Source organism: Chryseobacterium jejuense (genome assembly GCF_900100075.1).
GTDB classification, from domain to species: Bacteria; Bacteroidota; Bacteroidia; order Flavobacteriales; family Weeksellaceae; genus Chryseobacterium; species Chryseobacterium jejuense.
Genome location: NZ_FNEG01000004.1, coordinates 528,573 through 552,800 on the forward strand (window position 1 = coordinate 528,573; position 24,228 = coordinate 552,800).

The 24,228-nt window shown below is 34.2% G+C and carries 19 protein-coding genes and 1 tRNA gene; 3 read left to right on the forward strand and 17 right to left on the reverse strand.

Features of this window, described 5'->3' with window-relative positions; genetic code table 11:
* Positions 1 to 230 precede the first annotated feature (230 nt).
* Complete coding sequence (locus BLS98_RS14675) at positions 231 to 1,247, reverse strand: o-succinylbenzoate synthase (protein WP_089737243.1); 1,017 nt, start codon at positions 1,245 to 1,247, stop codon at positions 231 to 233.
* Positions 1,247 to 2,263, reverse strand: coding sequence for a class 1 fructose-bisphosphatase (fbp, locus tag BLS98_RS14680; protein ID WP_045499772.1), 1,017 nt, complete (start codon positions 2,261 to 2,263; stop codon positions 1,247 to 1,249). The genes BLS98_RS14675 and fbp overlap by 1 nt, the downstream gene beginning before the upstream one ends.
* Positions 2,264 to 2,858: 595 nt before the next feature.
* Here fbp and BLS98_RS14685 point away from each other — a divergent pair.
* The 3 genes from BLS98_RS14685 (at position 2,859) to BLS98_RS14695 (ending at position 6,143) form a co-directional block, all read left to right on the forward strand.
* Positions 2,859 to 4,097, forward strand: a complete 1,239-nt coding sequence (locus BLS98_RS14685) for an aspartate kinase (protein WP_089737244.1) — start codon at positions 2,859 to 2,861, stop codon at positions 4,095 to 4,097.
* A 22-nt stretch (positions 4,098 to 4,119) separates the two neighbouring features.
* On the forward strand, positions 4,120 to 5,961 hold the full coding sequence (locus tag BLS98_RS14690; RefSeq protein ID WP_089737245.1) for a lysophospholipid acyltransferase family protein: 1,842 nt from the start codon (positions 4,120 to 4,122) through the stop codon (positions 5,959 to 5,961).
* A 109-nt stretch (positions 5,962 to 6,070) separates the two neighbouring features.
* Positions 6,071 to 6,143: transfer RNA gene (locus tag BLS98_RS14695), tRNA-Phe, on the forward strand.
* 818 nt (positions 6,144 to 6,961) lie between these two features.
* On the opposite strand, the gene BLS98_RS14700 is transcribed toward BLS98_RS14695, so the two are convergent.
* The 15 genes from BLS98_RS14700 to BLS98_RS14770 all read right to left on the reverse strand — a co-directional run bounded on the left by BLS98_RS14700 (position 6,962) and on the right by BLS98_RS14770 (position 24,227).
* Positions 6,962 to 7,534, reverse strand: coding sequence for a hypothetical protein (locus BLS98_RS14700; protein ID WP_089737246.1), 573 nt, complete (start codon positions 7,532 to 7,534; stop codon positions 6,962 to 6,964).
* 19 nt (positions 7,535 to 7,553) lie between these two features.
* Positions 7,554 to 8,066: a hypothetical protein gene (locus BLS98_RS14705; protein WP_089737247.1), complete on the reverse strand. Its 513-nt coding sequence runs from the start codon at positions 8,064 to 8,066 to the stop codon at positions 7,554 to 7,556.
* A gap of 108 nt (positions 8,067 to 8,174) precedes the next feature.
* Positions 8,175 to 8,660 carry a hypothetical protein gene (locus tag BLS98_RS14710; RefSeq protein ID WP_089737248.1) on the reverse strand — a complete coding sequence of 162 codons (486 nt, stop codon included), beginning with the start codon at positions 8,658 to 8,660 and terminating at the stop codon, positions 8,175 to 8,177.
* A gap of 25 nt (positions 8,661 to 8,685) precedes the next feature.
* Positions 8,686 to 9,810: a hypothetical protein gene (locus tag BLS98_RS14715; protein WP_089737249.1), complete on the reverse strand. Its 1,125-nt coding sequence runs from the start codon at positions 9,808 to 9,810 to the stop codon at positions 8,686 to 8,688.
* Positions 9,811 to 9,828: 18 nt separating this feature from the next.
* A complete protein-coding gene (locus tag BLS98_RS14720; protein WP_089737250.1) occupies positions 9,829 to 10,437 on the reverse strand; it encodes a hypothetical protein in 609 nt (202 codons plus the stop codon).
* Positions 10,438 to 10,449: 12 nt separating this feature from the next.
* Entirely contained in the window at positions 10,450 to 11,472 is a 1,023-nt protein-coding gene (locus tag BLS98_RS14725) for a hypothetical protein (protein ID WP_089737251.1), read from the reverse strand.
* A complete protein-coding gene (locus tag BLS98_RS14730) occupies positions 11,469 to 15,638 on the reverse strand; it encodes a PAAR-like protein (protein ID WP_089737252.1) in 4,170 nt (1,389 codons plus the stop codon). Before BLS98_RS14730 ends, BLS98_RS14725 begins: the two co-directional genes overlap by 4 nt.
* A gap of 4 nt (positions 15,639 to 15,642) precedes the next feature.
* A complete protein-coding gene (locus BLS98_RS14735) occupies positions 15,643 to 16,446 on the reverse strand; it encodes a hypothetical protein (protein WP_089737253.1) in 804 nt (267 codons plus the stop codon).
* 64 nt (positions 16,447 to 16,510) lie between these two features.
* A complete protein-coding gene (locus BLS98_RS14740; RefSeq protein ID WP_139166129.1) occupies positions 16,511 to 16,948 on the reverse strand; it encodes a hypothetical protein in 438 nt (145 codons plus the stop codon).
* Positions 16,926 to 18,236 carry a hypothetical protein gene (locus tag BLS98_RS14745; RefSeq protein WP_089737255.1) on the reverse strand — a complete coding sequence of 437 codons (1,311 nt, stop codon included), beginning with the start codon at positions 18,234 to 18,236 and terminating at the stop codon, positions 16,926 to 16,928. Before BLS98_RS14745 ends, BLS98_RS14740 begins: the two co-directional genes overlap by 23 nt.
* Positions 18,237 to 18,274: 38 nt before the next feature.
* Positions 18,275 to 18,928, reverse strand: a complete 654-nt coding sequence (locus tag BLS98_RS14750) for a hypothetical protein (RefSeq protein ID WP_139166130.1) — start codon at positions 18,926 to 18,928, stop codon at positions 18,275 to 18,277.
* Positions 18,925 to 19,911, reverse strand: a complete 987-nt coding sequence (locus BLS98_RS14755; RefSeq protein WP_089737257.1) for a hypothetical protein — start codon at positions 19,909 to 19,911, stop codon at positions 18,925 to 18,927. The genes BLS98_RS14750 and BLS98_RS14755 overlap by 4 nt, the downstream gene beginning before the upstream one ends.
* A gap of 23 nt (positions 19,912 to 19,934) precedes the next feature.
* The gene (locus BLS98_RS14760; RefSeq protein ID WP_089737258.1) at positions 19,935 to 21,860 is read right to left on the reverse strand and encodes a type VI secretion system Vgr family protein; all 1,926 of its coding nucleotides are present in this window, start codon (positions 21,858 to 21,860) and stop codon (positions 19,935 to 19,937) included.
* A gap of 452 nt (positions 21,861 to 22,312) precedes the next feature.
* Positions 22,313 to 23,044 carry a hypothetical protein gene (locus BLS98_RS14765; RefSeq protein WP_111994774.1) on the reverse strand — a complete coding sequence of 244 codons (732 nt, stop codon included), beginning with the start codon at positions 23,042 to 23,044 and terminating at the stop codon, positions 22,313 to 22,315.
* Between the two features lie 190 nt (positions 23,045 to 23,234).
* The gene (locus BLS98_RS14770; protein WP_089737260.1) at positions 23,235 to 24,227 is read right to left on the reverse strand and encodes a terpene synthase family protein; all 993 of its coding nucleotides are present in this window, start codon (positions 24,225 to 24,227) and stop codon (positions 23,235 to 23,237) included.
* Position 24,228: the final 1 nt, after the last annotated feature.

Sequence of the window (24,228 nt, forward strand, 5' to 3'; positions counted from 1 at the left end):
GAAACATCCATAGAAGTTTCTCTGCTTAATAGTTTTCATTCATTAAGCATTTACCAATTAATCAAAACTCAATATTAGCTATGAAAAATCTTAAAAAATTAGAAAAAAGAGAATTGAAAAACCATTAATGGAGGAAATATTCCGGTAGTACCTATAGGATGCCATATATGGGACGCTAGAGCCAGATGCTGCAAAGAATGGGATTGGGAACATTCAAATAATCCAACTTGCTAATTCAATTCTATATTTTTGAACCACAACAGCTCATTTCTGAGATCTAAACTGGATTCAAAATTATTAACAAATAAAGCTCCAGTGCCTAAACCTTGCGGCATTGGACTTTTTTTTGTGAAGGTATATTGCGCAATGGCATTTAAACCAATATTGCTTTCTAACGCCGATGTAATCCACCAGCCAATATTCTGTGCTTCTGCCATAGAGATCCACTCATCAGAACCGGCAAAACCACCAATTAATGCAGGTTTCAAAATGATATACTGTGGTTTTATCGTTTCCAAAAGCTTTTTCTTCTCTTCAGGATCTGTAATTCCGATCAATTCTTCGTCCAAAGCAATCGGTGTAGGTGTTTGGGCACACAATTCTGCCATATCATTCCAATTTCCGGCTTTAATAGGCTGTTCTATAGAATGGATATGTAGGTCTGCCAACTGTTGCAGAACTGTTACAGCTTCTTCTTTATTGAATCCACCATTAGCATCCACACGCAGCTCCAGCTGCTCTTTTGAAAATTTCTCTCTTAATTTCTGAAGAATAATATGTTCAGATTTCCAATCAACTCCAATTTTTAATTTGATGCAATGAAATCCTTTTTCAAGTTTATCCTGGATCTGTTCTTTCATATACCCAACATCGCCCATCCAGATCAACCCATTGATTGTAATGGCAGATTTTCCTTCAGTAAACTCACTTGGAAAATAAAGATTCCCACCTAATTTTAAGTTCTGAACAGCTTGTTCATATCCAAACCATAGAGATGGAAAATCTTTTAATTCTTCTTTCAGTAAATCCGGATTTTGGTCAATGTTTTCACACAGCCATTTTAATTTTTCTTCATAATCCGGTCTGTCATCAAAACTCAGCCCTCTGAAGATGGCACACTCTCCTATTCCTTTCTTTCCATTTTCTGAAATTTCAAGGATAAAGGTTTCCTTATCAAGCAAAACGCCGCGAGATGTTCCACTCGGGCGTTTGAATTCTAATACATATTTAAAATAGGATGCTTTCATTATTTTACGCTGTCAATACGCATAAATTCTTCTGCTTTCTCCACCATATCGATGCTTCCACAGAAGAATGGAATTCTCTGGTGAAGTTCTGTAGGTTCTACTTCCAGAATTCTTCTGAAACCATCCGTAGCTTTTCCACCTGCCTGTTCTGCAAGGAAAGCCATTGGATTACACTCGTATAACAATCTTAATTTACCATTAGGAGCTTGGGAATAAGAAGGATAGATATAAATCCCGCCTTTCAGCATATTTCTGTGAAAATCTGCTACCAGAGAACCAATATATCTGGAAGTATACGGACGGTCTCCTTCTTCCATCTGGCAATATTTAAGATAATTTTTTACGCCTTGAGGGAATTTGATATAGTTCCCTTCGTTAATGGAATAGATTTTACCTGTTTTTGGAAAAGTCATGTTGGGATGAGAAAGATAATAAGTTCCCAAAGATGGGTCTAGTGTAAATCCGTTCACTCCATTTCCTGTTGTATAAACAATCATGGTAGAAGAACCATAGATTACATATCCTGCTGCAATCTGATTTACTCCTTTCTGCAAGAAGTCTTCAAGTTGTACAGGAGTTCCCGGTTCTGTTACTCTTCTGTAAATTGAGAAAATGGTTCCTACGGAAACATTCACATCAATGTTTGAAGATCCATCCAAAGGATCAATCAACACTACATATTTACTTAAATGACCATTTTCACCACATTTAATATCAATGAAATCATCATTTTCCTCAGAAGCAATACCACAAACAACCTCTCTTTGAGATAGAGCCGTAATAAAAATTTCGTTTGCAATGACATCCAATTTCTGCTGCTCTTCACCTTGAACGTTTTGGTTTCCTGCTGCTCCTGTAATATCTACAATTCCGGCTTTATTTACTTCTCTGTTAACCACTTTCGAAGCCAATCTTATTGCACTTAGAAGACGAGAAAATTCACCTGTTGAATACTGAAAATCGTCCTGTTTATCGATAAGAAATTCTCCTAAAGTCTGTAATGGTTGATTTGACATATTTTTCTTTTTACGTTTTCCCAAATTTCGGAAAATTTATTGCATTAAGAAAATTTAATTACAAAAGAGCCTACATCTTGTATATCAACACAATACATACTAAACAAAACATAATATCAGATATCAGCCTGTGATTGTTCTTCCCATTTCGTTATCCCAGACCAATGAAAAATTCAGATTCTTTATTTTAATGGAAAGCACAAATGGAGAATGAAAAAACAGACCTGTCCTATTGTACTTATTTTGAATGAGGGTATTGGGTTTTGGCTAAAGCCAATTGAATTTTTATTTTTACTTTAAATGGGCTAAAGCCCATTTCTGGTGAATTCCTTATACTATGGATTACAATTTTAATCTCCAGTTCAAAAAATAAATATCAAATAAAAGTATGGATTAAATAGGATACCAGATTCATCCTAATTCCCTCTATTCCTGCGTTCAACCGTTGCCAAATATTTCATTCATGGGGATTTTAAGGAAATCTTAATTCCTTGGTTTCATCAGCCTATTTCATATCTCGTTGTAAATTTATAATTTTGACGTCCGTAAAAAACTCATGTAATTTTTATCTAACAATTTTATTTTTAACAATTTAATGAAAATTTTCAAGTTTGGTGGCGCGTCTGTGAAAGACGCCGACAGTGTGAAAAATGTATCCATGGTTCTACAAAGCCAGGGATTTGCCAAATGCTTGCTGGTCATTTCAGCAATGGGCAAGACGACCAATGAGTTGGAAAAAGTTGTAGAACTTTATTTCAAGAAGGATAACTATCAAACTGAGATTGAGAAGATAAAACGAAAACACATTGAGATTGCGGAGGGTCTTTTTCCTGAAAATCATGCGGTTTTTGCTGAAATCAATCTCTTTTTTGACGATATTGATTCTTTCTTAAGAAGAAATAAATCTCCTAATTACGACTTCGTATATGACCAGGTAGTAAGCTGTGGGGAAATGATTTCTACCAAAATCGTAAGTGAATACCTGAATGAGATCCAATTTACCAATCAGTGGCTGGATGCCAGAGATTATGTTAAAACTGATAATTCCTATAGAGAAGGTACTGTAGATTGGGCAAAAACTGAAGAGTTTATTTCCAATTTGAATCCTGAAATCTGCTATGTAACGCAAGGTTTCATTGGTTCTGATGACAATAACTTTACCGTAACATTAGGAAGAGAAGGTTCTGACTACTCTGCTGCTATTTTTGCATACTGCTTAAATGCTGAAGCCATGACGATTTGGAAGGATGTACCTGGAGTAATGACCGGAGATCCCAGAAAATTCAATGATGTAGCTCTGCTTTCCAATATCTCTTATGAAGAGGCTATTGAAATGGCTTATTATGGGGCAAGCGTTATTCACCCAAAGACGTTACAACCGCTGCAGCAAAAAGACATTCCTTTTTATGTAAAATCCTTTGTAGATCCTACCAAAGCAGGAACTAAAGTAGGCGCTTCAGACAAGAATCAGCAGGAGGAATCTTATATTCTTAAAGAAAATCAGGAGCTTTTAAAGATCTCTACCAGAGACTTCTCTTTCATCGCAGAAGACCATATGAGTCTGATATTCGGACATTTATCTAAATATAAGATCAAAGTTTCCCTAATGCAGAATTCTGCCATTTCATTGGCTTTATGTCTGGAAGATAAATTTAACAACCTTGAAGAGCTTAATGAAGAGCTTCAAAAAATTTTTAAAACCGAAGCAATTAAAAATGTATCTTTATTCACAGTAAGAAATGCGAAGATGGATCACATTGATAGATTTTACCATGAAAAAAATGTATTATTGGAACAAATTTCCAAGAATACTCTTCAAATGGTAACACAATAATATTAATTGCGACTAAACACACATGAGTTTAATTTCGAAAAACGATCTGATCAAAGCTTCCGGCTTAAGTAAAATTGGGTTTCTAAAGAATCCAGTAGCATCTGCTGTGATGAGCATTGCTAAAATAAATGAAGTAAATAAATTATACGACAAATTAAAAGATAAGGAAGGCAAAGACTTTTTCGACTCATTTGTAAGAGAAAGAAACCTAAGCTATGTAGCTTTTGAAGAAGATCTGGCAAAAATTCCGAAAACAGGACCGTTTGTTCTGGTTTCCAATCATCCGCTGGGTGCTATTGACGGAATTTTGATGTGCAAGATCTTATCAGAGGTTCGTCCGGATTTTAAGGTAATGGGAAATTTCCTTTTGGAAAAGATCAAACCTATGGAACCGTACGTAATCTCTGTAAACCCTTTTGAAAACAGAAAAGAAGCTTACAGCAGCTCTTCAGGAATGCGCGAAACACTGAAGCATTTACAAGATGGAGGCTGTGTAGGTATTTTTCCGGCAGGAGAAGTTTCTAACAAGAACAATCCTTATGGAGAAATTTTAGATAAAGAATGGGAAAAAACGGCACTTAAGCTTATCAGAATGGCTAAAGTGCCCGTTGTTCCCATGTATTTCCATGCAAAGAACAGCCGCCTTTTTTATCAGGTAGCTAAACTCCACCCAAGCTTACAAACGTTGATGCTTCCCGCAGAAATGATGAATGATAGGGAGAAACCTATCAGAATCAGGATTGGGAAACCAATTTCTGTAAAAGCAATGGATGAGATGGAAACCATCGAAGAATTGGGAGAATTTCTGAAACGTAAGGTTTATATGATGAAATCTTACTATGAAAAAAGAAAATCTCTTGCCCAAAGTATTAATCTTCAGAATCTATCTGTAAAATTCCCTTTGCTAAAAGAGGAAAATATTGTGCAGAACATCATAGATGAAACTCCTGTTGAAGACATTACAAAAGATGTTGACAAACTTAGAGGAACAGACAAAATGTTGTTCAGCAACGGAAACTACGAGATCTACTTTACTACTTATGAAGAAATTCCTTCCATTATGAGGGAAATCGGACGTCAGCGAGAATTGACTTTCCGTGCGGTAGGAGAAGGAAGTAATCTTCCGTTTGACCTTGATGAGTATGATAAGCATTATCACCACCTGTTCCTTTGGGATAATGGTGAGAAAAAACTGGCTGGAGCCTACAGAATGGCTCTGGGTAGAGAGGTAATGAAGAAATACGGCATCAAAGGCTTTTATACAAGCTCTTTATTTGAATTTGAGCAGGACATTCATCCTTTCTTTAAAAAGGTGATCGAAATGGGCCGTGCTTACATCTGTCAGGAGTATCAGCAGAAGCCTCTTCCACTCTTCCTTTTATGGAGAGGGATTGTGCATGTATGCCTTAGAAATCCTGACCATAAATTCCTGATGGGAGGTGTAAGTATTTCCAATAAGTTCTCTGAGTTCTCCAAATCTCTAATGATCGAGTTTATGCGTTCCAATTATTTTGATTCTGCGGTAGCTCAGTACATCACTCCGAGAAATGAGTATAAGGTAAAACTTCGTGAGCGAGATAAAAGTCTTTTCTTTGAGGAAATGGAGTCTGATCTTAATAAACTGGATAAGATCATTGATGATCTTGAACCTGAGTTGAGACTACCTGTTCTGATTAAAAAATACATCAAGCAAAATGCTAAAGTAATTGCTTTTAATGTGGATCCAAACTTTAATGACGCAATTGACGGATTGATGTATATCAGAATCAGTGATCTTCCTGAAAGTACGATTAAACCGGTATTGGAAGAGATGAGCGAGCAAATCAGAAAAGAGCAGGAAAATAATCCAACTGATAATCAATAGGTTTTTAGTTTTTATTAAAAAAAGCACGATGAATACTTGCTTTGTATACTAAAACTTCCTACTTTTGCATCACTTTAAAACAACGAAGTAAGTCAAACAAAAATATAATGGTTTCTTAGCTCAGTTGGTAGAGCAATGGATTGAAAATCCATGTGTCCCTGGTTCGATTCCTGGAGAAACCACTTTAAAACCTCTGATTAGTCAGAGGTTTTTTTGTTTTCTGAATAGACCTCAATTATTTATGATGTTTGGCCGTGTCTTCATTTAATCGTATTTATTTTTGTTGTTTTTGATTTTTAAAACGCAAAGATTATTATTCAATCTGTTTTATTTTTAAGAGAGCTAAGACTACGACTTCGTCGTTGATGAAGGTGTATGGCTAAATGATTGCTTAATTTGATGTTTGATTTTTTTAAAACACAAAGGTGATTATTCGAACTGTTTTATTTTTAAGGGAGCTAAGAATGCGACTTCGTCGTTGATGAAGGTGTATGGCTAGATGATTGCTTAATTTGATGTTTGATTTTTTTTAAACGCAAAGGTGATTACTCAATCTGTTTTATTTTTAAGGGAGCTAAGATTACGACTTTGTTGTTGATGAAAGTGTATGGTTAAATGATTGCTTAATTTGATGTTTGATTTTTTTTAAAACGCAAAGGTGATTATTCGAACTGTTTTATTTTTAAGGGAGCTAAGATTACGACTTCGTCGTTGATGAAGGTGTATGGCTAGATGATTGCTTAATTTGATGTTTGATTTTTTTTAAACGCAAAGGTGATTACTCAATCTGTTTGATTTTTAAGGGAGCTAAGAATGCGACTTTGTTGTTGATGAAGATATCTTGCTAGATGATTACTTAATTTGATGTTTGATTTTTTTTAAACGCAAAGGTGATTACTCAATCTGTTTTATTTTTAAGGGAGCTAAGAATGCGACTTCGTCGTTGATGAAGCTTACATGGCTAGATGATCAATTATACGTCATGTTTTATATTGACCTTCTATTTAGTATTCAAATCGATACCTTTATCAATATTGAATTTTAAGCTTTCAATACCACTTCCAATGAAAATAACAAGTTCATTTTTCATTTGATTTACTTTTATTTTATCCAATATTATTGATTCATCAATGATTGTAATTTCTTTTTTCCCCAGAAATTTCATACCTGTTTTATCATAAAAATAGATATAGAACAGATGTCCGCTTTCTAAAAAAGAATCAATGATGATCACTCTATTATTACGATCTCCATATAAAAAAGTCTGATATCCTAAATCATCTAACCCGGTACTATTATAATCATGAAAATTTACGCCCTTAATAGAAAAGCTACTTGATTCTTTAGAAAAAGAAATTGAAATTTTCTCTTTTTTATTACTGCATTGTTTAGCATTATATTCTTCTCCAAAACACTTCAACTCTAATTTTTGAAATTCAACATCTTTATCATGTAAACGATCTAAAGCATTATTTTTAGAGTTATTCTCTTCCTTATTTGTTGAAGGTTTTTCACTACATGAAACTGTAATAAAGAAAAATAATAATACAATTAAATTTAAGCTGTTTCTCATTTTTATCATTAAAAATTCCTTATTGCTTTTCTTTTGAAATTTTAAATCCTTTAGCTTCAGGTTTAGTGATTATATCGGAATCTATCCATTCAGACTGGACGTAAAAACTTCCATTATCTTCTGTCAAAATAAACTCAGGATTCATACTTTCTCCAAGAGTATAGCCATCTAGATTCTTTTTATATTTCAATACTAATTTATTTCCTTCTTGTGTTGCAGTAACCTCATCCTTAAATCCTATTTGATAGCCACTTCCTGATCCAACAATCTGTTCACTATTAATAATAATCTCCAGATCCCAGCCTGCATTCATCCCTCCTATTTTTCCATAATCAAAACGTGTATTATAAACTCCATACCATTTTTTATCAATATTGTCATTATGGGATATTGTGGTTTTTGATTTATTTATGATAGTAGTATCATTATAGCTGTTGTTTTTTACTAACTTATTGGGAGTAGATGTTTTGATATCTTTACATGAAAATGTAATAAAGAAAAATAGTACAATTAAATTTAAGCTGTTTTTCATTTTTGTTATTAATAATTACCCTTTCTTGTTATTTGTCAACTTAGCCAATTGGAATAACAAACATACTATTGAATGGCATTTAAAAGGTTTATTTTAAATATTCACTCTTTAATCAGAACATTTTTTTAAACTAACTATTTTTTCATATTGATTAAATGGATTTTCCTTTTCAAATCTTTCTTTTAATTCTTTATCAAATAAACCTAACCATGAGAATTTTAAAAGCCCATCATTAACTATTTCGATAGTACATACCGTTTCACTATTTAAGTAAGCTGGTGAATCATAATCCTGAGCTCCTAAGCCACTCATTTTTTCATACTGATAATAAATTTTGTTTTTTTCTCTCTTAAGTTCTTTCAATGTTATATAATATTGATTCGTCTCCATTGAAATTACCACACTTGATTCTTTAATATCTATGTTCCTTTCTGCGGGACTACAGTTAACTGACCAAAGCCCGGATAGCTGTTTTGTATTAGGAATTGCATTCTTTTTGGAGAAGAATTTTTTATCATCATTTTTTATTTTTTCATTTGTACAAAATGAAAAAGAAGTCAGAATAAAGATGGATAGAATAAAACTAGGTTTCATTTATATTTTTTTATTATCCTTTACTTTAAGGCGGACCAAATTTGTCAAATTCCTGAGCGTAAGAAACCATCTCTTTTACATTAGATAAATTATAATAATTCTCTGTTTTCAATTGACTCTGGAGCTTCACCCATAATGTTTTAGGATATACCAAATAACAAAAGCTTAGAATGTTTCCCCACATTCCTTGATGCCAATTTTCCGGTGATTCTTTCCAAAATTTCTTATGTAACGGATCAGTAGTATTAGATGCGTAAGCGATGATTTTTATTAATTGATCTTCTGTCCATTGTCTTTCATTTCTATTATAATATTGGATGATTGCATGAGTTACATATTTCTGTAATGCAATTACATAAGTATTATCTGTTGCTGTGGTATAGGTTTGAATATAATTGAGAATTTCCGTATTGATCTGAAGATTATTGTTTGAATCTTTAGTGAAAATCAATTGATCTGTAACATTTTCCGATGATGATACATTTTGCTTCATCATCTTTTCTAGCTCATTAGAATCAGAAAGTTTTGATGTATTATTTTTATTACAGTCTAAATCTAAAGAATTGATATACTGATAAGCATTTTTATTTTTATCCCAGATAATGTAGAATGAGGATGATTCGGGAATTCTTACTACTATTGTTTCTTTGCCACATACATTTTCTTTGGAAAGATAACTCCATATTCCCTCATTATATTGGTCATAAATAACTGTTTGAACTTCATCATCAGCATATTCCCCATTTTTCCGTATGATTAAAGGCTCTGGATTTCTAGATTTTTCATAATTATTGAAAACAAGAAGAAAAGCATAATTGTGATCTTTTACTTCATCATATCTTATTTTTTTACTCCTTGCCATAATAGCAATATCTTTATCGCCATTACCATCAAAATCCCCTTCCAATACTAAAGGACAGTTTTTCAATTTAGACAGAGTTTCTTTTTCTACCTTCAATTCATTTATTTGCACAAGCTCCCAAGTGGCTTTATTTACCCTAAAATAATCTGCAATAACGGAAGGAATTTCACAACTGTAATTCTGATTATCAGCAAGAGTTGCTGTATTATTAATGACAGAAGTATTATCATTTTTCTTACAACCGATAAATAGTAAGTAAAAAATTATTGAAATGGATAATACTTTCATTCTGTAATTTTAAAAATATTAATAATAAAGATGATGTTTTTCCATTTCTACCTCTAGAGATTCATCCAGATAATACAATGAATCCTTTTTAATCTTTCCATCGGGTAATATTGTACTTTGTTTGTAGGAAACAATATCCCATTGTTTATCTTTATCATAAGAGAAAAAACGAGCCTGCCATATTTTATTTGTTTTCTCATCAAAGTAAGACAAACAAGTGTATACATCTGAAGAGTATCTTATATTATTACTACTCCTGTAAAATTGAAGGGAATCTACTTTTTTATTATCAACAAAAGTATAAAGAAGTATCCGGGGATTATTTTTATCCAACGGATTTCCTTTTATCAATTTAATCGTAAGATTTCCTTTTTTAAGATTAGGAAGATTATCTTTTTCAGAATCAAAATATTTTTGCGGGTAAAGATCACTTTGTTTTTTAAGGATATTATATCCGTTCTCACCTGTAATCAACTTAAAATAATCTGATTGGGCCATTGTTGAATCACCAAAAAAATAATTGGTATTTTGTTCACTACTTTTGTCAGATATTCCATTCTTTTTACATGAAATACCTAAAAAGAACAAAAGAAAAATAGCACAGAAAAAAAGAATGTTTTTATTCATATCATCTATAATTTAAGGTGGACCAAATCTGTCAAACTCTGTAGCATAAGAAGTCATTTCCTTAAGGTATGGTAAATTATAATAGTTCTCTTTTTTAAATTGTTTTTGAAGGTTAGGCCATAAATTTTTAGGATATACAAGATAACAATAACTTAAAATATTTCCCCACATTCCATTATGCCAATTCTCAGGTGATTCTTTCCAGTATTTTTTATGAAGAGGATCTGTTGTATTGGAAGCGAAAGCTATAATTTTAATGAGCTCCTCTTCTGTCCAAACGCTTTTCTTCTCATCAAAAAATTTAGTGATTTCATTTGATACATATCGCTCAAGAGCTATTGTATATCTGTTTTCAGTAGCAGTGGTGTTTTTTTGAATATAGTTGAGGATTTCCGCACTGATATTGAGTTTATTATTTTTATCTTTTGTGAAAATTAAATAATCTGTAACTTTTTCAGGAGTTGAAATATTTTTTATCATCAAATCATTTACTTCTGTACTAGGATTCGATTTAATATCTTGATTTGAATTGGTCTCAGAAAAATCAAAATTATATTCTTTTAGTTTGTCATTTTTTCTCCTTTTTTCATTAGAACTCCAATAATTTTCTCGTATAATAATATTTTTATCATTAATAAAAATTTTTTCTATGTATGATTCTTCAGTTGTTGGAGTAAGACAAAGTTTTTTTGCTTGTTTTCCTATCTTAGTGATATATATTGCAGGAAAGAATTCCGATGATTCATTTGGAGTTACATCTTGATATAAAACAAAATCTTGTTTATTCATTGTAAATTTCCCAATAAAATATATTTTGGAGATATTGTCCTGCTTTCCTATTATATTTGAAACTTTTGCATATTCATATATATCTTTTTTTGCAAAAGATTCTTCCACAAATTTATCATAATCCTGTATTTCAATTGTATAAGGTATTTTAATTTCTTTAATAAAACTTAAATCCTTTTTTGAATCTTGACAAGAGATTAATATTATACTATATAAAAAAGTTAGAACTAGAGTAAGTTGTTTCATTTTTGAGTCGTTTGTTTTGCATTTGATTCTACATTTCTTAATTCACTAATAGTTGCTATTGGATCAAGTCTATCTAACAATCCTCTTCTGACATCCAATTTGGTTCTTACTTCAAAGTGTAAATGCTGTGCTTTGGTTGGAAAACTACTGGCATTTCCTGACTTACCTGACAGAGCAATTGGATCACCTGCCTTAATCTCCTTATTAGTATATGCTGAACCAGATAAATGAGCATATGTGAAATAATAAGTAGTCCCTTTATATTTACCTTCTAATATAATAACTTTTCCATAATCTCCAACATTCCCATCAAAAACAATCTTACCTGAAACACATGCTTTTAGTGGAGTTCCAGACACTGCCCATAAATCTATTCCCTGATGTATACCACTTTTTCTTCTTGGAACTCTTCCAAATTTACTTGCAGCAGTATCCCAATCATTATAATTAGTTCCATACCAACCTCTAATTTCCATTATGTCTAAAGGATTATGCCATTTCGTGTTTTTATCTTCATTAGATTGTATTTGAGGTTTTACTTTTGGGCATTTATCTACTTCAAAAACTACTTTAGTTTTTTTATAATGATCCTTTCTTTCTTTTTTTGAATCTGTATATCTATTAATAATATTAATAATCATATCTACAACTTCATCATCTTCCTTTTTTCCTGTATTATCCGCAGCTGAATACATATCATCTTTAAACCAATCTGCAAGCCCTGTTAACGCTGCCTCTAAAGGGGTCATGTGCCCAGCATCTCGGCTAATTACCTTAGAAGAACTGTCATATCTTTTATAAATATCCACTCCAGAGTCAGAAGCATATTCTCTTATTTTTTCCTGAATAGCTTCATAATTACTTCTTCCTGTAATTTGTAGCAACCCTCTTCCTCTAAAATTCCACCCATCATTTCCTGTATTTTTAAAATTCTTTCCTGTTTTATATTGCGTTCCATAAGCAAAATTGGCAAGAATAATCTGATTAGCTTCTGAAATTGCAGGTCTTGGCGGCCTATGCTGTCTTCCGTATTTTTGAGCAATTACTTGTCCTTCCGAAGTTGCAAATGCCTTTAAATTACCATCAAGATTATCTTTATAATAATTAAAAGTCTCTCCCTCTAATCCAGGTTCTAAAGACGATCCTGCTTCCTGAATGGACTGAGCAAAGAAGTGTGCCTTTCTTGCACATGTATCTAATTTAAACACTTTACGGTATTTGTTTAGTGCCTCAGCAAGCTGTTTTAATATCGTATCATCTTTACAATTGACATATACCTGCTTCAACTGTTCAACTGTTATTGGATCTGAACAATTTTTGCATTCACCATTTGGAGTAAGATTTTCAACCTGCTCATTTCCAACCGTCACCGCTCCCGTATAGCTCGCTTCTTTAATCAGGGTACTCTGAGGAATTAATATGGTATTGCACAGGGTCTCTGAACTGCTACCATCTAATAATTTATTTTCTTTTTCGTCATAAATAACGGCATAATACTTTTTAGTTTTCTTATTCTGTTTGGCTTCTTTAAGCTTCCCCCAATTGATCTGAACAGCCAGACTTCCATCTTCTGCTACAGTTCCGGTAGATTGCAGTTCTTTACATTCTTTATCTATGGACCAGTTTATATCTTCAAAGATTTTTACTATTAGTTTTGTTCCTTTTGGATAGGTGGTATTGGCGTAAGTCCAGCTTAAAACATCATAATCTACAGGGTTATGGCGAGCTCTTCCGTTCTGTTCCCCTATAATGGCTCTATAGACTGATTTTTTATCGTTAACACTAAGATATTTGCTTGTTTTTTCCAAAGGAGTGATGTCCTTTAAAATACTTTTTTCAAATCCTAACAGCTTTGCTTTTCCGTACAACTTCACTTCCGAAGATAATGAATTGGTTGTTCTGGTTTTCATCTTTGGAGAAAGTTCAATTCTGTGGGAGGCAAAGGTTTTATCATCTTTTCCTGTAATTTTCAGCTTATTTTCAGTATTGGAATAGCCAAAATCATCACCTGTCATATCATCAGAGTCATAGATAGCAAGTTCTATTTCTTCTCCTTCAATATTTTCCCCTTTTACACAGAAGTCTACTTTCTGTCCCCAGGCAGCCTGACTGATTTCGCTGCCGCCGAAGTCATTCCAGAATCCTTTTGTTATTTTGGCTTCTACTACATTTAATGTTTGCTGAACTCCTTTCCTGTTGTTTATTTTACATGAAACAGGAAGAGTCCCTTTTACTTTCGGAGTAATGGTGATTGATTTCCCCGTTACTTTTGAAGAAGCAACACTCCAGTGGATGATTTCATTGGGAAGAAGATCTGCAAATACCATTTTATCTGCTGTTGCAGTGATGGGTTTTCCTAATTTGGGAACTCCGCTTAGGGTAAAACTTACTACATCATTTTCTTTCACTTCAAAACGCCAGTCATCTTCCTCATCTCTTCCATTTTTCCCTGTGGCGTTCGCTGTAATACTGTAAGCTTCTATGACATATTTTCCTGGAGTCATAAGGCTGGATCCTGGAATTGTTATGTTTTTTCCTGTTCCGATAAATACTCCGTTCAAATTCCATTTAATCTGCGAGGCTTCATCAGAGGTAAGCCCATAAGGAGAATTATCCTCACCAAACTTGTATTTCATTTTGGAAACACTGAATGACATTGATGTTCCCGGCCTCACTATTTCAGCGCCATGGCTAATGCCTAACACAGCATTTCCTTCTGTTTCTCCGGAGATCTTTTTTTCAATAGCTTCTCCATTTTCATTAATATATTGGGCAATAACGGTATACTTAGCCTTGGAATTTACGGGAGTAAAAGTAAGGGTGTTTCCGCTTAACTGAACGCCCTCGGTGATGGTATTCCCTACTCCATCCTGTACGGACCATGTAAGTTTTGATTTTTCCTGTTCAGTAAGTTCCTGGATAAAAAATTTCGCTTTAAAAACCGAAGGAACTCCTTTTCTGAATTTTCTGTTTTTAGAGGGATCAATACGGGACGTAAAATCTGCTGAAGTGCATTCAATATCAAGCAGTGTATTTTGAATCACCTCAACGTCAATGGAACATGTTGGGTCACATTTATCATATTTTCCTTTTTCAAATTCAGCTTTTTTAGGTTTACCGTAGCCTTCAATCCTGAACTTCCCAAAATCGGCAAAACTTTGTGAAAATTCTACCCCGATTTGTTCTCTCAGAAAAAGTCTGTTGTCTTTTTTTCCCTGATGGTCACTGTACACTATCCATGAAGTAAGCTGTTTATTCCCGCTTTTCAGATTGGCTTTAAAGGAAACTTCTTCATATCTGCGAAGATAAACTACCTCGTTTTTATTTTTGGAATCTAGTTTTTCAAAATTGGGCCTATCTTCCACCTCTGTTAAAGAAATAGAAGTCACCACAGGATATTCTTCTTTTTTCTTGGGAGGTTCTATTGCCGGATTTACCATAGCAAGTTCTACCGGATTGGTATTGTCTGCATGAGCATTGCTTACCGCGTCCGTCTGCCCATGAGTCGCGATGGTAATCACTCCCCCCATTGTGCATTTCAATTCTGAGATTTCAGTAAGGGTATTTTTACCCATCACCTGGGTACTTTCGTATGTCTTATCCCATTTGGGAGCCGGTGTTAAGGCACAATCATAATATCCTCCGCCGGGCATAGGTTTCTTTAAACATTTTCCAAAAGTAGCCATAGGAGGAGTAAAACTTTTATCTGCTTCTGTAGCCGCAAGCTTTCCCTCCTGATCGTTCAGTACAATAATAGAATGGGAAGTGACCTGTAAATTGGCTTTTTTCTTATTAGCAGATTGGTCGCAGATACATTTTGCATTATGTACAATAAAATATTTCCCGTCATGCTCACTTTTAGAAGCCTGCTGATCTTTCTTTTCCTCATCTTCTTTTTTCTTTTCCTCGTCCTGTTTCTGCTCTGCATTTTTTTGTTCTTCTTCAGGATCAGGCAGCGGAGTTTCGCCATTCATTTCATAAATTTCCTCTTGTGGCGGCGTTAAAAGTTTGAACCCGGCATAAGGAGTAGCCGAAGTTTTCTGAGCTGAACCAGCCTGTGCATTATGATATTCCTGAAGTTTTGTCCAGTCTTTGATACCCAGTTTTTTGGCAATATCCTGCAGCGTTTCTCCGCTCTGAACAGTATATGGGATGGATGCTGACATATTGTTATTTTGTTTCGATGGTGATAGTATGCTGGTAATAAAATTTATCTTCTGCTTCTATACAGACATTGGTTTCAGCTTTTTCAATTCTTCCGGTTTTACCGGTATAGCTAATATTATTTTGAAAATCTGTATATAATGAGAGGTTCTCCTCGTCAAAACTGACGTAATATTCATGTTTATGAATGTACCTGATGATATCATCCATCATATCCTGAGCATTGTCTATTTTGGGTTCAAATGACAATGTATTTTTTTCTTTCTGATATTCTGTTTCCCCTTTCCATTCGGCAGCTCCTATTGGAAGGACTTTCCAGGAAGTTTCATACTCATTATTAGGGTTAAACTTTTGTAAACTGCATTCCAGAACTCTCATAAAATGAAACTGTCTGATAAAATAGATCAGTTTTTCATCAGTTTGTATGGCATTAAAGAAATGAGTCCGGATATGCTCTACCGCCTCTCCACTATAAAGATCATGAATCGCAATGTCTGCTTTTTGAATCCGCTTTCTGATCTCATCAATATTTTCAATGGTAAATCTATATTTGATTATTTTACAAACAATAGGAAACAGAGCTTCTATGTAAGTATTCGAGATCTCAAGAAACTTAGTGTCTATTTTCTGACCGTTAACTTTAAAATTTGACCTTTGAATTGATATTTCTTCAGCATCTTTTTTTCCAGGCTCTATAAAAAGAGTATAGGATAACTCTGCATCATGCTCTACTCCACCTATTTTCATAGTGCATTGATCCTGCACAGAATAGGTAGAAACGGGAAACAGGTCTGATACTGATTTGGTCATATTTTAATTCATTTTATTATTTTTCATAGATCTATACAGAAAAGGAATCTTCTTGTATTGGACTTTATTTCTCCGCCTCTATTTTTATAATATTATCATCTCCTATCTCCTGTGGCTCATCATTTATCATATACATTATATTTCCCCCCTGATTTTTTGACATGATTTTAAAGTCATTGATTTTGTATACGGATGTATTGATTTTTAACTCATAACTCCTATCAATGTAAAATCCAGATGCATCTTTAAAAGAAAGCAGCAGATACGGAGCTTTATTTAAGTTGTCATACTGTTTTTTCACCTCAACATTTTTGCTGTATGTTTTTATTGTTTTACCATCTTTTATCTCTGTGAGAGAAATAGTATTAACTGGTATTTTATCATTCCATTGATAAACATATATTTCATTTTTAAGATGTCTCTCCTGCGAACAGGCTGCACACATTAATGAAATAAAAAAAAGGGTGAAAATTTTATAACTAATACATTTCAATGTACCCATAATAATTACTTTTAAATGATTTGCTATTGAGCCCAGGCTTTTTTATCATGGCCTGTACATCTTTATCTGGTTCAATTTTTCCTGCGAGAGAAATATATTCACCTGACTGAGGATTTCGTCCCCAGGTGAATATCTTGAAGCTAACTGTTTCTACCTTATCCAGATCAACCGTTACATTCTGATCTGAATCATAAAAAGCAAGATCTCCTTCATACACCACCCAGTGTGAATCATTGAAAACATCCACCAATGAGCTGTAGCTGGCTTTGTTATAGATCATATCAGCATCAATCATCATGAGGATATGCCGTCCTTTTTTATGCAGGCTGTCTATGGTTAATAGTTCTTTAAAATCACTGTCGGAGAAGTAATCATGAACTCTACCGCCAATTACGGTTTTCTTATCATTAATACTGGTATAACTAAGTCCATGGGCTGTAGAATTACCGAATCCTCCTACCTGTTTACCCATTCTTGTGAGCATATCCGGCCAGTTCACGGCTTTTAGCATATCTAATTTTCCACTTTCTTTTCCTTTATAAATAAGGTTTCTCGTACTTTCTTTACTTCTTGTAGTAGCCAGAACCAGCCAATCTACTTCAAACATTCCCATACTTCTGAAGTCCTGGGTTCTCTTAGGATGCACATCATACATTTCCAGAGCAGCAGGATGCGGCGCAATGGTATAGCTGTCGAGGGTACATTCTCCGGTTCTCAGAAGATCTTTTACAATTTTCAGATAACGGTTGGGATCTTTTTTAATTAATGCGTTATAAAGAGCAGCCATTCCACATAATGAACTGCTGGCCTGTTTTATTTTCCAGGGTTCTTTGGCTCTTTCTTCCGCTTGCTTTTCTACCAGTTTTCTGTCAAAAAATCTAAATCTGTTGTGATGCCATACTTTCAGATATCCTTCTGATTCGTCGTCGTTGATATAGGCCATCACATGAATCATTCTTCCACAGATATCTTTTTCATTCAGATAAAGATTGTATTCTTCTCCGGTTACTGTGGAATTATGTTCTATCCATTTATTTTTTGAAATACTGTGGTATTTAAATTTCCATTTGATTTTTTTCTTGTCCTGAGGCGCTAGGTTGGTATAGCCATTTACGATGAACTTATATGTTTTTCCAAACACGACTCCGTCCTGGTTAAAGTTTTTTCCCGTACCATCATTATCTGAGCCTTTTTCCAACGCAGTCATTAGCTTAATACTTTTGACCTGAGTAGGCTCAATACCTTTGCGCTTGGTATCTTTTTTCTTGTCAAATTCTACTCCTGGCATAATTACGGTTTATTTAATGTTAAATCCGGTTGTATTGATTAAAAACTCAGTCTGAAATACTTCCCTTTCTGCTCGTAAATAAAAGAGAACAGCGGCTGATTTTTTTCTCCGTTTACAGTATATACGTATTGATCGGAATTCCGATGGTATCCTGCTTCATCAATTGCACGAATAATAGCTTTCAGTGTCCCTAATGTAACCGTGTTTCCTTTGATGGTGATACTCCCGGACTGTGATGTTTTACTTACCGCAGCTGCAGAAATCTCTTCCTTAGATTTTGCATTGGGAATATTGAGGCCTTTTATTTTAAAATTATCTTCATCCAATTCATATTCAACAAGAATATCATCTGTTTTAGGCTCACCGCTAAATTCTCCGGGAGCGTTATAAAAAATAATATTGCTTGCTGAAGTTGGAAGACTCTGGCCTGAAAGGTATTTTGCAGCTTCTTCTTTAGTAAAACCGGCAATTTTGGTATTGATAGAATCTGCAACCTTTTTGGAAGTCAGGATATCCTTTTCTGCAAAGTCATTGATTCTTTTTATCCCATCAGTACTGTCCTTAAAATTGAATACGTAATTTCCGTAAACATCATTAATGGAGGTGTATTTTATTTCCATATTTTTTGCAGGATGTTTCATACATGCTGTAAGGTTGATTAATAATAGTATGGCTAAAAAGTATGGTTTCATAGATCTATGTCAATTACTACGGTGAATGGTTGATATTTCGATTTGTCTGCTGCATTTTTAAAGTGTTGCAAACAGAACATGGCTACTAATCCGGGAATCCATTGTTTTTTCATTCCTTTTGCTCCTCCGTCTTCCCAGCCGGCCCCAAAGGTATCCAGGAAAGAGACTCTATCAATTTTAACTTCTACTTTCTTGCTTACCTGGTATTCATACAATTTATAACTTGCGATACAACCCTGAATTCCACCTACAAAAGTTGCAATCTCGTTCACCCAGGGATTGATTCCTTCTTCTGCTGAATAATAAGGCAGTTTTGTAGAAAACTGATAAATTTTAGTAGGACTTTCGCTGATAAATTTCTTCTCTTTATAACGTTTTTCAAGCTCGGCTTGTAATCCTGTAATGAATGCAGTTTTGAATCTGTCTGAGTCTTTTACTTCATTAGAAGGATTAGAGCCTGCAGCAAAGGTAAAGGGCTGTCCTTGTCCGGTAAAAAAATGATTCGCAATAGACCTTCCGTTTTTTCCGAATCCATCTTCTATATCTGAAAAACCAACCAATGTAGCTTTCAGTTCTGTTTCAAGATAGGCTTCAGGGTATGATTTGGTAAGATTTACATTAAAAATATCATATTTGGTCATTCCATTGGCTTTCATTACTTCTTCAGAAGGTGCATCTCCATACAGACAGTCATAACCACGGTTTCCCTGACGATTTACCATAATTGTCTTTCCATTTTCATTAATCCAGTATCCTTTATTCACAACTCCTCTGTCGACAAGAATTTTTTTATCTTCAGGATCAGCCTGACCACCATTTCCTAACCCTTGAAGTATCGCCCGTTTCTGACTGGTGAGTTCAAGGTTCTGTTTGGTAGCTTCAATAATTACTTCTCCTGATTTTTCGTGAGACACCTTGCTTAGAGAAGTGTAATTATTGGCCACCTGTATATTGATATTATCTGCTTTTTTTACAATAGCCATAATGATCTGCTTTTGTAGTTATTTTAATGAGAATTACCCTTTTCTCCACTCTGGGATTTCACCGTTTTTTCACTCTGAAGAATCATATTCTCTTTAGTACTTACTACCGTTACTTTTTCTGCATAAGAATCGCTTTTCTTAGCCTGAATATTCCTTTCATTTTCAGAGATTTCAGTTCTCATATCCGAAGATTCATGGATGTTTCCGGTGGCTGTCTGCATAAGATCTTTCCCTGCTGTATCAATCATATTTACCCCTGCATTGGACACGATATTGACATTAGCCGTTGCAAACATGCTATTCCCAGCAATGGAAGTAATATCCTGTCCTGCCGTCATTTTAATATTTTTCCCGGCTGTAAAAGTCATGTCATTTGGGGCATTTACTACAATATTTCCTTTACCGTCCATGAAATAGGTATTCCCACTAGGATCTTCAATATAGATACTGCCTTCTTCATCATTAAAGATCACTTTATTTCCGCTGCGTGTTTGTATAGATTTTATATGGTTATTAACCCCGCCGCCTAAAGCTACTGCTCCATGGAACATTCCTCCCATGGCAAAAGGAAAATCGGGATGATGATATTCAAAACCTACCATTACCTGATCGCCCACTTCGGGAATGGCTACAAAACCTCTATTCTGAGTAATAGCATCGGTTCCTCCGGCATCAGGGCTCATCATCCGGATAAAATGAGTGGTATCATTAAGCTGCCAGTCAAACTTAACCTGTATACGTCCCTGGTTTAACGGATCTGTATTAGAAACAACCGTGGCAATCTGAGGTTCAGCCTGCGGAAGACTGAATTCCGGAGTGGGAATATATCCTGTACCTTCTGCAATGGCTTCAAATTCTCCAGAATAGTATCCTCTTGAGTTTACATCATGAATAACTTCAGTAATCATCAGTTTCGTGAAATAGGAGGTTTGGCTGCTATTGGATTTTCTCATTTCAATATCTGCAATACAACCCGGATGTAAAAATGGAACAGTTGTGTTTCCTGCCACTGTAAATACTTCTACAGCAGCACTTCCTGCAGCACTTTTTTGAACATCATCTACATTCAGGAACATATTCGCATTCATTGGTGATGGGTTTAATGATCTTGTTTTGTAAATATTATCATTAAGTTCATAAGCTTTAGAAGCTAGTTGTCCCAGATGTTTAATGTCTGCTGTAGAGCTTAGTAATTTCTCATTTTTACTGCTGTTATAGCTAAAAAATTCAGGTTTTGTATGTACCGCTTTAAGCTCAATACAAATATCACTTACGTTACTTCCATAAATGAGTTTTATAGGAGGTTCCCCGGGAGGAAGCTGTCCAAAGTACAGCACTTCCCCATCATAATAAAACTGTTCACCATACGTCTCTGCTAATCGGGCAAGATAATTGTAATGGGTTTCTTTATATTGAGCACTATAGTTGATATAGCTTTTGTTTTTCGTATTTATTTTATAGTCATACTTACCGGAATTCAGGGTTTCTTTAAAGATTCTGTCTGCAATAATTGAAGTATTTACAGACTGATCTCCCCCGAAGCTTTGGGTATGGAAGGCTGAATCCATTAGAATGGTAGGGCTTTTTCCTTTTAAAACAATATTCCCTAAATTCATTTTTTCCTGGCTAAAGGCAACCTGCGTAATAAGCCCCACGAATGTTCTTTCAGGGCTTTCATTTTCGTAATCTTTATATTTGAATACAACTGTAAGACGTTTTCCTAAAAATTGCTGGGCTTCTTCTAAATTATGGTCCTGGGCGCCACCAAAGGTATCATGAGCAAGGGTAAGCTCAAAATGATGATGTTTACGAATACTTTGCTGTAAACGAAAGTGTTTAAAATACTTGATAATTTTACCTTCAATTACAATATCAAGTTTTACCACACGATTGATGCCCGGAATATGATTTTCAGATATTTTATCAGAATTCGAAATATTTTTATTCATGTTATTTTGGGTTTTTAGTGTTTTTTTATCAGTAATGAATGTTTTTCACAAGTCAACCATCTACCTATAAACAACCCATCATCATGTATTTAAAAATAAAATCACAGTCTAAAAAGAATGGAATGCCATTCTTGATACCGGATTAGTATTTTACCTTCGCTTGGTTAATATGTAAAAAGAGATCTGATCTTACAGCCCTGAAATGTCTATAGATCTTAATTTGTAGTAATAAGCTTTATAGCCTGATTCTTCCTGAATTTATTTTTGCCATGGTCATACGTTTTTATCAATTAATATTTTGTGATTGTGGTTGTTATATCACCAAATTTAGAAGTAATTATCTAACCGAAAGCACTTTTTCTATTAAATCTGAAAAAGTGTCGTAATTATACTACTAACACTTGTTAGGTTTTAATACTAATTATAAATCAACATTTTATAGAACATTGTGCTTATTTTACACCATCAGCAGTATTTAACAAAATAAGATCTTTTGAAATGTTTGGATTTTTGGGTTCATTCTCCTGATCCTCTCCCCCATCTTCAAAAAAATATTCTTTCCCATCTTTATCCAAAAGACTGATCTTAAGTTCATTATTTTTCCGAACAGCCCGGAATTCATGAGAGTTTGTCCATAGATCTGCTGAAAGGGTTGTATTTAAAGAGACAACTTTCACATATTTAATGGCATTGTTATTAAACTCATAAACAAAGTAAGTAGCATATTCTTCCGTAAAACCGGGAAACAATAAAATGCCTGACGAGGTTGCAGCATTATAAAGAAAGTGAGAATCTTTCTCTGCTATTTCCCAGGAACTGTCATAATAAAAATTGACATTACAGAACTTCCAGCCCTGGATCATTTTATCTGCATTTTTATACTGAATATAAGCTCTGTCTTCAATATATCTGATCTTAAAAGTGTAATCTTTAAAACTAAAATCAAAGCTTTGCATAGGACCTTCTGCATAATTGCTTACTTTTTTAATCTTCTTAATTTCGCTATAGAGCATTAAACCATTGTCTTCTGTCATTAATCTTTTAAAAGCACTGCTATCTGCTACAACGGTACTGGAATCTACTGCAGCAACATTAGGACTGACTTTATTCGGTTTTGATTCTTTTTTACAGGAATAAAAAATACTGATCAGGCTGATTAATACAAGGAGCTTTTCTTTTTTCATATTATTAGTTTTCAGATCGATAAACATCACTAAATATAGAGGTATTTATCTTATTTACTGGCTGTTTGAGTGGAAAGATAAATAATTGACTTATAGTTCATCCTCTTCGATTAATTCGTTTAAACAAAAACCCCTCAAAATTAAAATCTTAAGGGGCAAATATTTATAAAAATCAACAGAATAGTGTATTCTATTGTGATTCAGTAATTTCTGGCCATGCAAACCCTACTCCTCCATGGTGGTATCTTTCAGTTTCAAGATAAAAAGAATTTACTCCCTGAAGCCCAACTCCGGCATAATAAACAAATTTATCAACATGCTCTTGGTACTCTCCAAACTCACGATACTCAGCATGTAGGGCAATTAATTTTGCCAATTCTTCATTATGGATACAAAATGCTTGCTCACAGGCATCTTTTAGTGAAAGGCTATATTCTTGCTGCAAAACAAAAACCAAGTTAAAAACCTCTGTTCCTTTTGCCATTTCTTTAGGCAGAGAGTGAATATCATTTTGCCATGCAACAACCAAGGTCATATGAGATATCATTTTCTGAACAACAATATGTTCAAAAATATGTTCTGGAAGGACAAGACCTGATTCAATTTCACCTAAGATCAGATACGGACGCATAAGAACAGAATACTCACGAATTGTTTTAAAAAGTGTAAGAGATGGTGGGCGCTGTGCTATTTTATAAGGATACTCCAATTCAATTCCATATCTAAAGGATTGATAGAAATAATAAATAAAACGCTCCACCCAGATATCCGGCATTAAAGCCCGAAACTCATCTCTTATTAATGCCATATGTTGATAGAGTGCATTTTCCTCCGGTTTAGGCTGATCACCTCTAAGAATGTCTACACACCTAATCCGTAATTGTTGGATCTCTTCCAAAGAAGAGTTCTCCACCTGATCGTCAAGAGCAACATACTGAAGCATAAACCTATTACATGGAATAGTTTGTTCATAAGTTAGATCAGGCCACATCCGTGCCGTACACATATGCAGCTTCATTTTTTTATATATCTCACGCTGTTTTTCCGTCAGGAAAGTGTAGTCGTTATCAATCCATCCATCCATATCTTTTCCCATTTGTTCGGCATGTGGATTAATAAGATCAGGCCAAGGGTAATGACCATGTGGCAAATAATCTTTTGAATTATATTCTTCTGGTTTCATA